The organism is Bacillales bacterium (genome assembly GCA_035700025.1).
In the GTDB taxonomy this organism is placed as follows: domain Bacteria; phylum Bacillota; class Bacilli; order Bacillales; family DASSOY01; genus DASSOY01.
The window spans coordinates 1-13,956 of sequence record DASSOY010000069.1 but is presented as its reverse complement, the minus strand read 5'-3'; the positions used below and the strand labels follow the sequence as shown (position 1 = coordinate 13,956).

The following is a 13,956-nucleotide window of genomic DNA, read 5'->3' as shown; positions in this document are numbered from 1 at the left end:
GGTTGAACATTCCAAACCAACCATGGACGATGATGTACAACATATACAGGCGCGTGCTTCCTGAAGTGCGTTCGCATTTGGCCGGGTGGAAACGTTTGGCTGAAAAAATCCCGGATCCGGAGCTTCGCAAGCAAGCTTTAATGAGCATTGAAACGAAAACGTTTCATTGTGAAGGCGGTTCGATACTCGCTCTGCTCGCACGCGAAAAGTGCAAACGCGTCATCCCGTTTATCGTCGCCTACCAAACGATCAGCGATTATTTGGATAATTTGTGCGACCGCAGCACGTCGATGGATCCCGACGATTTTCGCGCCCTCCATGAGTCGATGATTCATGCATTGTCTCCGGGGATCGAACCGGTGAATTATTACCGGCACCGGGAGGAGCAGGAGGACGGCGGTTATTTGCAAGCGCTCGTGGAAACTTGCCAGAACTGCCTGAAGTCCATCAACCATTATGAGAAAATCGCACCTTCCTTGCGTGAACTGGCCGGCTATTATTGCGACTTGCAAGTGCATAAGCACGTAACACACGAAGAACGGGTGCCGCGTTTGAAATCGTGGTTCAATGCACATAAAAAAAATCTCCCAACCATGTCCTGGTACGAATTTTCGGCATGTGCGGGTTCGACGCTCGGGATTTTTTGCCTCGTGTCGTATGCGAGCAACAAGTCTTTCAGCGACGAAACGACGGAAGCCGTAAAAGCCGGCTATTTTCCTTGGGTGCAAGGCTTACATATATTGCTCGATTACTTCATCGACCAAGAAGAAGACCGCAAAGGCGGCGACTTGAATTTTTGCTTTTATTACGATAACCGGGAAAAAATGATGACGCGGCTCGGACATTTCATCGAACAAGCCGATGCAAGCATCTCGGCCTTGCCGGATTCGAAGTTTCATCGCATGATCAACCGCGGACTGCTCGGGATTTACTTGGCGGACGAGAAAGTGCGCCGGCAAAAAAATGTTCGACGGCTCGCGAAGAAAATCATTCGCCGCGGCGGCGGTTCCGGATTGTTCTTTTTCGTGAACGGCTGGCTGTATCGAAGAATGAAACCGAGTTTATAAAGGGAAGGGATGATCCAATGAGAATTCTCGTGCTTGGCGGTACGCGCTTTTTCGGCAAACGCTTAGTGGAGCGGTTGCTTGAAAGCGGGGACGAGGTGACAATTGCAACGCGAGGGCAAACCGAAGATCCTTTCGGGGACCGTGTACGCAGAGTTCAGGTCGATCGTACGGATGAGGCGGTTTTGAAAGAAAGGGTGGGCAGTCAACCATGGGACATCGTGTACGACCAAATCTGTTTTGCGCCCGATGAGGCGGCGATTGCTTGCCGTGTTTTTGCCGAACATACGCGCTTTTACGTCTACACTTCGTCGATGTCGGTTTACGATATTGGCAACGGCGTTTTGCATGAAGAAGCCTTCGATCCGTATACATATAAAATTGCCGCCGGTGACCGAAATGCGTTTGATTACGGCGAAGGCAAGCGGCTGGCCGAAGCAGTCTTCCTGCAGCAGGCACCGTTTCCGGTTGCCGCGGTGCGGCTCCCGATTGTCATGGGGGAAGACGATTACACGGAGCGGCTTGTATTTCACGTAGACCGCGTGAAAAACCGGGAACCGATCGTCATGCCGAACCGGCAAGCCGAGCTCGTATTCATTTCTTCCGAAGAAGCGGCGCGCTTCTTGGAGTGGATCGGCAAAGAGCGGCTCGATGGACCGTATAACGCTTGCGCGAACGGATCCATTTCGCTTGATGAATTGCTCGGGATGATTGAAACCGCCACGGGTGAAAAGGCGGTTGTTCAGCCGGAAGGCGAGGAGAAGAATGCGTCGCCGTACGGCATTCCTAAATCATGGGTCATGTCCAACGAAAAAGCCAGCAAAGCCGGTTTTCCTTTTACAAAGTTGAGAGATTGGCTTCCGGGACTGATTCGGGCGCTTGCTCATTGATTTCCCGTTTTCTTGACAAACGATTGACATATGCATACAATACAAAACAAAGCAAACGATTCGACAAGAACCGTGATGAGGAGCAGTAGCGAAAGAGGAAACCTTTAGAGAGGTGGCGGAAGGTGCAAGCCATCGTTTTTTCTTCGCGAACTCGCCTCGGAGTTGCGTGCGCGAACGCCAGTAGCGCCCGACGTCATTTCCGCGTTAAGGAATGTTGAGTGAGCGTGCTTCGCACGCTAATGCGGGTGGTACCGCGGGAGGGTTTGAAATCATTGACAACCTCTCGTCCCTGACGTTTTTTTAGCGGGGACGGGGGGTTTTTCTCATGTTTCTTGTCGATCCTTGTATTGCGGAACGAAAAAGGAGGGGTCCGAGATGGCCTATGATCATAAGCAAATCGAACAAAAGTGGCAACAGCATTGGGAAGAAAGAGCAACGTTCCGGACGGTAGAAAACGCAGACAAACCGAAGTTTTACGCGTTGGACATGTATCCGTACCCATCGGGAGCGGGATTGCACGTTGGACATCCGGAAGGGTACACGGCGACGGATATCATTTCGCGCATGAAACGGATGCAAGGGTATAACGTGCTTCATCCGATGGGCTGGGATGCGTTCGGCTTGCCCGCGGAGCAATACGCATTGCAAACCGGGAACGATCCTCGCGAGTTTACAAAGAAAAACATTGACAACTTTCGCAGGCAGCTGAAGTCGCTCGGGTTTTCCTACGATTGGAGCCGTGAAATCTCCACGACACATCCGGAGTATTACAAGTGGACACAATGGATTTTCTTGAAGCTTTACGAAAAAGGACTCGCCTACATGGACGAAGTTCCCGTCAATTGGTGTCCGGAACTCGGCACGGTGCTCGCCAATGAAGAAGTCATCGACGGCAAAAGCGAACGCGGCGGCTTTCCGGTCGTACGCAAACCGATGAAGCAATGGATGCTGAAAATAACCGCCTACGCCAATCGCTTGCTGGAAGATCTTGATGAAGTGGACTGGCCGGAAAACATTAAAGAGATGCAGAGAAACTGGATCGGCCGTTCCGAAGGAGCGGAAATCCGCTTTGAAATCGATGGACACGACGCATCGGTCACCGTTTTCTCGACGAGACCGGATACGTTGTTCGGAGCAACTTACATGGTGCTTTCTCCTGAGCACCCGCTCATCGATGCGATCACAACGGCCGATCAAAAAAACGCGGTACAAGCGTACCGGAAAGATGTGCAAGCGAAGAGCGATTTGGAACGAACCGATCTTGCCAAAGAAAAAACCGGTGTGTTCACCGGCGCGTTTGCGGTGAATCCTGTGAATGGCGAAAAAGTTCCGGTTTGGATCGCGGATTACGTGTTGATGTCTTATGGAACGGGTGCCATTATGGCGGTACCTGCGCATGACGAACGTGACTGGGAGTTCGCGAAAACCTTCGATTTGCCGATTCGCGAGGTCGTCTCCGGCGGAAATGTGGAGAAATCCCCATACGTCGAGGACGGCACGATCGTCAACTCCGATTTCTTGAACGGGTTGAACAAAGCCGCCGCGATCGAGCGAATGATCGATTGGCTCGAAGCCGAAGGCAAAGGGGAAAGAAAAGTCACTTACCGGTTGCGCGACTGGTTGTTCAGCCGGCAGCGATACTGGGGCGAGCCGATTCCGATTCTCCATTTGGAAGACGGAACGATGAAGCCGGTTCCCGAAGACCAGCTGCCGCTTACCTTGCCGATTACGAGCGAAATCAAGCCGTCCGGCACGGGCGAGTCGCCGCTCGCCAACATCGAAGATTGGGTGAATACGGTCGATCCGGAAACAGGAATGAAAGCGCGTCGGGAAACGAATACGATGCCGCAGTGGGCCGGAAGCTGCTGGTACTACTTGCGCTATATCGATCCGCGGAATCCGGAACAATTGGCCGATCCGGAAAAATTGAAACATTGGCTGCCGGTCGATTTGTACATCGGCGGATCCGAGCACGCGGTGTTGCATTTGCTTTATGCGCGATTCTGGCATAAAGTGTTGTACGATATCGGCGTCGTGCCGACGAAAGAACCGTTTCAACGGTTGAGCAATCCAGGGATGATTCTCGGCGAAGGCAACGAAAAGATGAGCAAATCGAAAGGGAACGTCATCAATCCCGACGAAATCGTCGAATCGCATGGAGCCGATACGCTTCGTCTGTATGAAATGTTCATGGGACCGCTCGAAGCGGCGATCGCCTGGTCGGAAACGGGATTGGAAGGCGCACGCCGTTTCTTGGATCGCGTCTGGCGCTTGATCGTTCAAAACGACGATACCGTCGATCCGAAAGTGATCGACGGCAAGCCGGATCCAGCAATGGAGCGAATTTACCACCAAACCGTGAAAAAGGTGACCGAAGATTACGAAGCGCTTCGCTTCAACACGGCCATCTCCCAAATGATGGTGTTCGTCAATGAAGCGTACAAACAGGAAAGCTTGCCGAAAGCCATGGTCGAAGGCTTTGTCAAGCTGCTGTCGCCGGTTGCCCCGCACATTGCGGAAGAGCTTTGGGAAAAGCTCGGCCATGAAGAAACGATCACTTATGCTTCGTGGCCGGCATATGACGAATCGAAGTTGACGGAGGACGAAGTGGAAATTGTCGTGCAAATCAACGGCAAAGTTCGTTCGAAATTGACGATTCCGAAAGACCTGCCGAAAGACGAAATGGAACTAAAAGCTCTCACCGACGAGACGATCAAAAAACAAGTGTCAGGCAAAACGGTGCGCAAAGTCATCGTTGTGCCCGGCAAACTCGTCAACATCGTCGCGAGCTGACAACAAAGGCGTCCGAAAGGACGCCTTTGTTGTCAAAATTTTAGTATTAGAAATCCGTAAGGGGTGATCCGAACGCGTTTTTTGTGCGGTAAAAGCGGTTGGTTCGTCCAAAGTTCGATAATGGTTTCTTTCCCCAATGCGGACAAATCAAATTGTGTCGGATGATTGTTCCGATTCAGGATGAAAACGATGGCATCGGATTTATACGTTTTTTTATAAATACAAAGTCCGGGGTCGTCATCTAAATTTAGAAAGTGAAATTCGCCTCGGTTGCCGAATGCCGGTTCGTCCTTACGCAAGCGTATCAATCTTTTGATGAATGTACGAAATTCGTTGGCTCGTTCATTTTCATCCCAAGGCATGCAGGCACGGCATCCGGGATCGCTTTCTCCTTCCATCGCTAGTTCATCACCATAGTATATACACGGCGTTCCTAGATATGAAAGCTGGAACAAATAAAGCAATTTTGCTTTTCTTTCATCTCCCTCACAAATGGTCATTACTCGCGGTGTATCGTGGCTCCCGAGCAAATTGAACATCCCTTCGTTTACATTTTTCGGGTATTGGTTGAAACCATGCGTGATACCGTTTGCAAACTGTTCCGCGTCAATCTTTGCTTGGGCAAAAAAATCAAGAGTAAGCGTTGTAAAAGGATAGTTCATAACGGCGTCAAATTGGTCGCCTTGCAACCAAGGCATCGCGTCGTGCCAAATTTCACCGAGTACGTACACTTCCGGTTTAATCTGTTTCACCACTCGACGAAATTCTCGCCAAAAATGATGATCCACTTCATTAGCGACATCAAGGCGCCATCCATCAATGTCGAATTCCTTGATCCAATAGGCTGCAACGTCAAGCAAGTAGTTTCGAACTTCCGGGTTTTCGGTGTTTAGTTTAGGCATTTGACCAGTAAAAGCAAATGTGTCGTAGTTAGGCTTATCGGGATCGACTGGGAATGCTTGCAGATGAAACCAATCTTTGTAACTCGAACAGCGCCCTTTCTTTAAAACATCTTGAAACGGTGGGAAGTAAAAGCCGCTATGATTAAAGACAGCATCCAGCATGACGCGAATTCCTTTTTCATGACAAAGGTCCACAAGTTGTCGGAAAATCGCTTTATCTCCGAATTGCGAATCGATTTCCATATAATCAATCGTGTCATACTTATGGTTAGAATAAGCCTTGAAAATCGGTGTTAAATAAATGCCATTGATGCCAAGATCGATGAGGTCATCGAGATGATCAATTACGCCCTGAAGGTCGCCGCCGAAAAAATTAGTCGCGGTTGGTTCTGCGCTGCCCCACGGTAACACGTTTTCGGGGTCGTTTTTGGAATCACCGTTGGCGAAACGCTCTGGGAAAATTTGATACCATACGGTGTCTTTTACCCAATCAGGAGCGTGAAAGACGTCGATCGAGTTCAAATAAGGAAAGCAAAAATAATCATCGGTGTCTAACGGAGGCAGGTCATAAAATCCTTTTTCAGTATAGACGAGACTTTCGTTTTGATCGGAAACCTCGAAACCGTATCTTAATCTTCGATAAGGAGGAGTAATCTCGACAAACCAGTAATCATACAAATCGTCCGATCCATCAAGCTTCATCGATTTTTGTGATTTTTGCCAAGATCCTCCTTTCCAATGATACGGGTCGCCGTGAATCAATGAAACTCGTTTTACGTCATTCTTTTTTGTGCGTAGTCTAATATGTAGTGTTTCATGATCGTACGCATAAGCAAAGTGGTTTTTCGGACGATGATTAATGACTTCTTTTTGCATTGTTACACTCCTTTTCATGGGTTGACGAAATCCAAAGATGCCGTCAACAGTATTGAAAAATTCAGTTATTTTTGCGAAAACGGTTGCACAAAAACTTTTTATTAGTATAATGGAGATTATAATTCAATGCAAACGATTGCGCAAATTAGTGCAACCGTTTGCATAAATTGATTGAGGGAGGAAGATGATGTTGAGGAGAAAAAAGGTGTTTGGTTTCATTTTCATGGTGTGTTTATTGATTGCGCTTGCCGCTTGTGCACCGCAACGCAATATTGAACAGGCAGGGAAAACAGGAGGAAACGAAAGCAAATCGGATCAATCCTCGCAAAATAACGGAGACGACAGCTCCGCAATGCCTGAGAAGCCTGACAAACTAATTATGTGGGCTAACGATGCCGAGGAACAAATTGAAGCTTTGAAAAAAATTACGCAAAGGTATACCGAAAAAACGGGTATCAAAGTGAAAGTTGAAAAGGTATCGATGCTGGATCAGCAAAAGAAACTAGCGCTTGCAGGTCCTGCCGGAAATGGCGCGGATTTAATCTATCAGCCGCATGACCGTTTAGGAGACTTAGTCGCTCAAGGATTAGTGAAACCGATTGATTTTTCGAAGGACGAATTAAGCGGATACAGCAAAGCAGCCGTTCAGGCGTTTTCATTCGACGGTGCAGTTTACGCCGCCCCTGCTGTTATCGAAACTTACGCGCTCTATTACAACAAGAAACTCATACCGACAGTACCGGAAACCTTTGAGGACTTATTTGCGGCTGCGAAACCGTTAACGCATCCCGACCAAGATAAATACGGCTTCTTGATGGAAGAAAACTTTTACTACAACTACATTTTCTTTAAAAATCACGGCGGATACATCTTTGGCGGCGAACCCGGAAGTTATGATACGTCCGATATTGGATTGAATAACGAAGGAGCTGTCGCGGGAGGGAAACAATACCAGAAATATTTCACCGAAGGATTGATTCCCGTCTCTGTAACCGGCGATGTCCTAAATGGTTTGTTTACAGAAGGCAAAGTGGGTATGGTAATCAGTGGTCCATGGAACATCCCTTCGTATTCTGAGGCGCTTGGTGATCAATTGGGAAGTGCACAACTACCGAAAATCAACGGAGAGACTGCGCATTCGTTCGTAGGTGTCAAAGGATGGCTTGTTTCTTATTATTCGAAACATCCGAAATGGGCAGCGGATTTGGCGAAATTCATTACGAACGACGAAAGCGCAGAAACGTACTTTGCCATCGCTGGTGAAATGCCGCCTCGTCCAAAAGTATTGGATAGCTTGGATAAACCGATCTACAAAGGCTTTACCGAACAAATAAAATACGGTGTGCCTATGCCGAACGTGCCGGAAATGTCGCAAGTTTGGGGACCGATGAATGATGCGATGAAATTCTTAGCGCAAGGAAAAGATGTCGAAAAAGTGTTGGATCAAGCGGTCCAGCAAATTAAACAAAAGATTCAGGCGAGCGGACAATAAGTCGATTCGGGATGGAGGTTTTTAACTCCATCCCAGCTTTTTCAAAACGATAAGGAGGGAAAAACAATGTCCGTGCAGACGGAGGAGGCAGCAAAACAAGCAAACTTAAACAAGGATAATCTTGAACCGAGAAAAGAAAACCGGCACAAACCGATGCTTGCCTTGATTTTGTCGCTCATTTTTTCCGGATTAGGGCAACTATATAATCGTCGATACATCAAAGGAACGGTTTTCATTCTACTAGAAGCAGCTTTTTTCATTACGTTTGGTAAGTTCATCAATCTTGGATTATGGGGTATTCGCACGCTCGGAACGATACCTGGCGTTGATAATTCAATTTTTCTATTGGTTTACGGCATTTTGTCGCTCATATTACTTGCATTAGCAATAACGGTATATGTATTTAACGTTCTCGATGCCTATCGGCAGGCGAAATGGATCCAACAAGGTTGGCATGTTCCGGGTATGAAAGAATCCATTACATCGGGATATGATAAAAGTTTTCCTTACTTAATGACGTTCCCGGGCTTGTTTTTATTAATCTTTGTTGTCATTTTTCCATTGTTGTTCATGCTGCTTCTCGCTTTCACGAATTATACGTTGTATAATTCACCGCCCCGCCATTTGCTGGATTGGGTCGGACTGAAGAATTTCGTACAATTGGCGACGGTGCCAATCTGGAAAAACACGTTCATCAGCGTATTCTCCTGGACGGTTGTCTGGACATTTGCGGCGACAAGCCTGCAAATTGGTGTGGGCATGTTTCTTGCCGTGCTTGTAAACGACAAACGGGTGAAATTCAAACGGTTTATTCGAACGATCTTGATCTTGCCTTGGGCGGTTCCTGCTTTTGTATCGATCTTGATTTTCGCAGCGTTATTTAACGACGAATTCGGTGCGATTAACCGCAATATCATCATTCCGTTGTTTGGTGGTGATGGTCTTCCTTGGTTGAATGATCCGTTTTATGCAAAAATCGCGCTGATCGCCATACAAACGTGGCTCGGTTTTCCGTTTGTATTTGCGTTGTTTACCGGGGTATTGCAAAGCATTTCGGAAGATTGGTATGAAGCGGCCGATGTGGACGGGGGGACACGATGGCAGAAATTCCGTTTCATTACGTTTCCCCATTTGATGTACGCGACGGCACCTTTATTGATCATGCAGTATGCAGGAAATTTTAATAACTTCAACATCATTTATTTATTCAATGAGGGTGGTCCGCCGGTTATGGGACAGAGTGCAGGCGGAACAGATATTTTGATTTCCTGGGTGTACAAATTAACGTTCGATACACATAATTACAGCATGGCAGCGGCAATTTCAATCATTCTTGGTCTGATCGTATCTGTTTTTGCCTTTTTTCAGTTCCGGAGAACACGTTCCTTTAAAGAGGAGGGGAACATTTAATGAGCCGAAAGTTGAAATCCAACCTTGAAGTTGCAGGCATTTATTTGATTTTGGCTGGTGTCTTCGTCGTGATTGTCTATCCTTTGTTATGGACCGTTGGCATGTCGCTGAATCCTGGTCAAAGTCTCTATTCGTCATCAATCATTCCGAACGAGATTTCATGGGAACATTACAAATGGTTATTTGAAAGTCCAGACAGCGATTACGTAATTTGGTACAAAAATTCGTTGATTGTCGCCTTTTTCACTTCGTTTTTTTCCGTAGTCATCACGTCATTCGTCGCCTATGCTTTCTCTCGATACCGATTCGTCGGTCGGAAATACGGACTGTATGCTTTTTTGTTGTTACAAATGTTTCCAGCCTTGATGGCAATGGTCGCATTTTACATTTTATTAAACCTGGTAGGGCTTTTAAATACATTAACTGGCTTGATTCTTATATACATTGGGGGACAAATTCCTTTTAATGCTTGGCTTGTAAAAGGGTATTTTGACACGATTCCCCGCGAACTGGACGAAGCGGCAAGAATCGATGGAGCCGGGCATATGAAAGTATTCGTGCGAATCATGCTTCCGTTGGCAAAACCGATTTTGGCGGTTGTCGCCCTATTCAATTTCATGACCCCGCTGTTCGACTTTTTGCTTCCAAACATCGTTTTGAAAGATCCCGAAAAATATACGCTCGCGGTGGGTCTGTTTAATTTTATCAACGATCAGTTCGCGAACAACTTTACTCGTTTTGCGGCTGGCGCAATCCTTGTTGCTCTTCCGATCGCCGTTGTTTTCTTGTTCTTACAGCGATATCTTTTGCAAGGATTGACTGCCGGAGGGACGAAAGGCTGACAAAGAGCAAGAACAACCAATGATAGGTGCAGGAGGTTACCATGGAAGACACAAGTTTCGCTATTCATCCGGACCATAGCCATCCGTCCGAGACAGTTTCGCTCACCGACATCGGATCGGTTCAGCAACACGTGTGGTCAAAAAATATTTTGAAAGTCGTGTGCGAAAAGGGGCACGTCGCCCTTCGCTTTTACAGAGAAGATATTTTGCGCATCATTATGAATCCTCAAGTTGAACCCTCTTTTGAAACGAGTGCCGCACTAGTAAAAAGTGCTGAAGATGTGGAGGTAAGTTATGAAGAGTCCGGAGACCAGTTGACTTTGAAAACGAAGCAATTGTTCATTCGGATTGTCAAATCACCGATGCGCATTTCTGTCTACGATAAGGAAGGAAGGACGCTTACAGATGAAGGTGAAAAAGGCATGGCTCACGATGAAAAAGGACGGGTCTTCGGACATAAAAAAATGGAAAACACCGATCATTTTTACGGTTTCGGCGAAAAAACCGGGTTTCTTGACAAAAAAGGAGAAAAACTGTCGATGTGGAACACAGACGTATATGCCCCGCATAACCCGGAAACAAAGGAACTATATGTTTCGATACCGTTTTTCATTGTTTTGAGCGAGGGAAGGACTCACGGGATGTTTTTAGACAACACGTATAAATCAACGTTCGATTTCCAGTCGTCTCGCGACACGTACTCATTTTCTGCAGCAGGCGGACAATTGGATTATTATGTGCTTGCTGGCCCGTCGCCAAAACACGTATTGGAGCAATATACAGTGTTAACGGGGCGTATGCCAATGCCGCCCAAATGGTCACTTGGTTACCACCAGTCCCGGTACAGCTACGGATCAGAGCAGGAAGTACGCATCCTCGTCGATCTATTTCACGACAAACAAATTCCCCTTGATGCGGTACATTTGGACATTCATTATATGGACAGCTATCGAAACTTTACGTTTGACGACGAACGTTTTCCCGATCCGGCACGGCTCATCGGCGATTTAAAAGCACGGGGAATACAGGTCGTCCCAATCGTCGACACCGGAATTAAAGCTGCTGATTATGACGATGTGTATAAGGAAGGTTGCGACAAAGACCTGTTTTGCACATATCAGGATGGACAGTTGTTTTACGGAGAAGTTTGGCCGGGGAACAGCGTTTTTCCCGATTTTACTAAATTAATGACACGGAATTGGTGGGGGGAAAAGCATCAGTTTTATACAAACCTTGGTATCGAAGGAATCTGGAACGACATGAACGAGCCGGCCGTCTTCAATGAAACGAAAACCATGGATTTAGAGGTTGTACACGAAAATGACGGACATCCAAAAACGCATCGCGAACTGCATAATGTTTATGGGATGTTGATGGAACAATCAACTTATGAGGGTATGAAAAAATTGTTAGGCGGTAAGCGGCCGTTCATCCTGACAAGGGCTGGTTATGCGGGGATCCAGCGTTATGGTGCAATTTGGACAGGGGATAATCGTAGTTTTTGGGAGCATTTGGCGATGACATTGCCGATGTGCATAAACCTCGGACTCTCCGGCGTAGCCTTTTGCGGGTCCGATGTCGGAGGGTTTGCCCACGATTGTTCAGGGGAATTACTGACACGCTGGACACAGGTAGGAGCGTTCCTGCCCTATTTCAGGAATCACAGCGCACTTGATTTTGCGAGGCAAGAACCATGGGCTTTCGGTGAACCATACGAATCAATCATCAAAAAATATATTCGATTACGCTACCGATGGCTACCCTATATTTATGGTTTGTTCAAAGAAGCACACGAGACTGGTGCACCGGTGATACGTCCACTGTTTATGGAATTTCCGAATGACCGGGAAACGTATCAGCTGTCCGATCAATTTTTGATTGGAGCAAACGTGTTGATTGCGCCGATCACAGCACCTGGCACCACGCATCGAGCTGTTTATTTGCCAAAAGGAACGTGGTACGACTATTGGTCCGACGAGCGATTAGACGGGGGACGTTATGTTTTGGCTAATGCCTCCTTGGATCGGATTCCGATTTTCGTTAAAGCCGGTACTGTATTGCCTCTTGGTGAGGAAAGACTTTCGACCAAGGATTCTTTCAATCAACTTACAATCCATTTGTACGCAGATAAAGAATCTTTTGGAGGAACCATTTATGACGATGACGGGGAAACGTTTGGTTATAACTCCGGAGACACTTTTACTAGGGAAGTGGGCTGTGAAATTCAGGGGGAATCGCTTTCCATTTTCACCGATGATATGGGATCCTTTAAACCTGATTGGAAAAAGACGCTCTATGTCGTTCATGGTATGAAATCCTTTACCCAAGTATGGTTCAATAACAGGAAATTGCAAGATAACGTTATAATAAGTAATAGAAACGGTTCCACACTAGTAGAAATCGAAATTGAACATTGAGATAAGGAGGGGGGACGATGCCTGTAACGATAAGAGATGTCGCAAAACGGGCCAATGTTGCACCGTCCACCGTATCCCGTGTCATTGCCAATCATCCTCGAATCAGCCAAATTACGAAAGACAAAGTAAAAGAAGTTATGCAGGAGCTCGGCTATCATCCAAATTTTAACGCAAGAAGCCTTGTCAACCGGAGTACGCAAACAATCGGGATCGTTCTTCCAAGTTCGGGAGACAAAGCGATGCAAAATCCGTTCTTTCCCGAGGTCATTCGTGGCATTAGCGCGAAGGCGCATGAAAATCGATACGGTCTATATTTAACCACCGGCAGTGATGAAGAGGAAATTTACGAAGGTGTCGCTGACATGGTTTACGGTGGAAGAGTCGACGGAGTTGTACTGCTTTACTCCAGGATCAACGATCAAATTATTGACTTATTACAAAATCAGACACTTCCTTTCGTAGTTATTGGTAAACCATTCCGAGATGTGGATAGGATCACGCACATTGATAACGATAATTTCAAGGCGGCAAAAGAAGCTGCGGAATATTTAATTGAGCGTAACCACCGTCGTATCGGTTTCGTAGGAGGAAATCTCGATCTCGTTGTCACTGTGGACCGCTTGAACGGTTATAAAACAGCGATTCGCGAAGCTGGACTTGCGTTGCGCAAAGATTACATCGTGCATGAGGAGTTTCTCAAAGAAGGCGGAAGCGAAGCGATCAAAGAATTGATGAGCGTGGATGCCCCTCCTACCGGGCTAGTAGTCAGCGACGATCTGATGGCGCTCGGCATTTTAAACGCGTTGGATGAGATGAACATTGAAGTTCCGGACGCGTTATCCATTATCAGTTTCAATAATGTTCTGTTGTCGGAAATCTCCACTCCATCTTTGACTTCGGTTTGTATTCATATCTTTGAACTTGGGTATGGCGCTATGGATGCGCTTATTGAAAAAATCAACGATGCGGAAGTGGCTACAAAGCGTATTACCGTTGGCCATCGCATCATCGAAAGGAATTCATGCAAAGTGATTACTGCAGAAAAGCGGAACGAGAATTCTACCAACTGAACATTCGAAGTTTTCGATTGAATTCGATAAATCACAGCAAAATTATTGTAATGATTATACATTCCGCCTCGATCGATCCGTTGTGTCAGCTGAAATCTTCTTCTTTTGGCAAAAACAAGGCGAAGATGCCGAGCAGCGGCAGGAAAGAAACGGCGGTCATCGTCGGCCCGATGCCGAAGGCGTCGGCAAAACGGCCGATG

9 protein-coding genes and 1 other annotated feature are annotated in these 13,956 nt (G+C 46.8%); of the genes, 8 read left to right on the top strand and 1 reads right to left on the bottom strand.

From position 1 onward, the window contains the following. The first annotated feature begins 2 nt into the window (after positions 1–2). From VFK44_11130 to leuS, 3 genes are all read left to right on the top strand, one after another. Positions 3–1,067, top strand: a complete 1,065-nt coding sequence (locus VFK44_11130; GenBank protein ID HET7628921.1) for a tetraprenyl-beta-curcumene synthase family protein — start codon at positions 3–5, stop codon at positions 1,065–1,067. Positions 1,068–1,084: 17 nt separating this feature from the next. Next, positions 1,085–1,954, top strand: a complete 870-nt coding sequence (locus tag VFK44_11125; protein ID HET7628920.1) for an NAD-dependent epimerase/dehydratase family protein — start codon at positions 1,085–1,087, stop codon at positions 1,952–1,954. A gap of 63 nt (positions 1,955–2,017) precedes the next feature. Further along, positions 2,018–2,248, top strand: a binding site (T-box leader). Between the two features lie 81 nt (positions 2,249–2,329). Next, positions 2,330–4,747, top strand: coding sequence for a leucine--tRNA ligase (gene leuS / locus VFK44_11120; GenBank protein ID HET7628919.1), 2,418 nt, complete (start codon positions 2,330–2,332; stop codon positions 4,745–4,747). 32 nt (positions 4,748–4,779) lie between these two features. Here the strand turns inward: leuS and VFK44_11115 are convergent, their stop codons facing one another. Next, complete coding sequence (locus VFK44_11115; protein ID HET7628918.1) at positions 4,780–6,525, bottom strand: alpha-glycosidase; 1,746 nt, start codon at positions 6,523–6,525, stop codon at positions 4,780–4,782. A 187-nt stretch (positions 6,526–6,712) separates the two neighbouring features. Here VFK44_11115 and VFK44_11110 point away from each other — a divergent pair, with 187 nt between their 5' ends. The 5 genes from VFK44_11110 to VFK44_11090 all read left to right on the top strand — a co-directional run bounded on the left by VFK44_11110 (position 6,713) and on the right by VFK44_11090 (position 13,756). Then, on the top strand, positions 6,713–8,017 hold the full coding sequence (locus VFK44_11110; protein HET7628917.1) for an extracellular solute-binding protein: 1,305 nt from the start codon (positions 6,713–6,715) through the stop codon (positions 8,015–8,017). A gap of 153 nt (positions 8,018–8,170) precedes the next feature. Then, the gene (locus VFK44_11105; GenBank protein ID HET7628916.1) at positions 8,171–9,427 is read left to right on the top strand and encodes an ABC transporter permease subunit; all 1,257 of its coding nucleotides are present in this window, start codon (positions 8,171–8,173) and stop codon (positions 9,425–9,427) included. Next, positions 9,427–10,269: a sugar ABC transporter permease gene (locus VFK44_11100; protein HET7628915.1), complete on the top strand. Its 843-nt coding sequence runs from the start codon at positions 9,427–9,429 to the stop codon at positions 10,267–10,269. Before VFK44_11105 ends, VFK44_11100 begins: the two co-directional genes overlap by 1 nt. Positions 10,270–10,310: 41 nt before the next feature. Then, positions 10,311–12,686, top strand: coding sequence for a glycoside hydrolase family 31 protein (locus VFK44_11095; GenBank protein HET7628914.1), 2,376 nt, complete (start codon positions 10,311–10,313; stop codon positions 12,684–12,686). Between the two features lie 17 nt (positions 12,687–12,703). Further along, positions 12,704–13,756 carry a LacI family DNA-binding transcriptional regulator gene (locus tag VFK44_11090; GenBank protein ID HET7628913.1) on the top strand — a complete coding sequence of 351 codons (1,053 nt, stop codon included), beginning with the start codon at positions 12,704–12,706 and terminating at the stop codon, positions 13,754–13,756. Positions 13,757–13,956: the final 200 nt, after the last annotated feature.

Excerpts from the sequence above, each read along its gene's own strand:
- VFK44_11125 (HET7628920.1), top strand. The coding sequence starts at position 1,085 with ATGAGAATTCTCGTGCTTGGCGGTACGCGCTTTTTCGGCAAACGCTTA.
- leuS (HET7628919.1), top strand. The coding sequence starts at position 2,330 with ATGGCCTATGATCATAAGCAAATCGAACAAAAGTGGCAACAGCATTGG.
- VFK44_11115 (HET7628918.1), bottom strand. The coding sequence starts at position 6,525 with ATGCAAAAAGAAGTCATTAATCATCGTCCGAAAAACCACTTTGCTTAT.
- VFK44_11110 (HET7628917.1), top strand. The coding sequence starts at position 6,713 with ATGTTGAGGAGAAAAAAGGTGTTTGGTTTCATTTTCATGGTGTGTTTA.
- VFK44_11105 (HET7628916.1), top strand. The coding sequence starts at position 8,171 with ATGCTTGCCTTGATTTTGTCGCTCATTTTTTCCGGATTAGGGCAACTA.
- VFK44_11100 (HET7628915.1), top strand. The coding sequence starts at position 9,427 with ATGAGCCGAAAGTTGAAATCCAACCTTGAAGTTGCAGGCATTTATTTG.
- VFK44_11095 (HET7628914.1), top strand. The coding sequence starts at position 10,311 with ATGGAAGACACAAGTTTCGCTATTCATCCGGACCATAGCCATCCGTCC.
- VFK44_11090 (HET7628913.1), top strand. The coding sequence starts at position 12,704 with ATGCCTGTAACGATAAGAGATGTCGCAAAACGGGCCAATGTTGCACCG.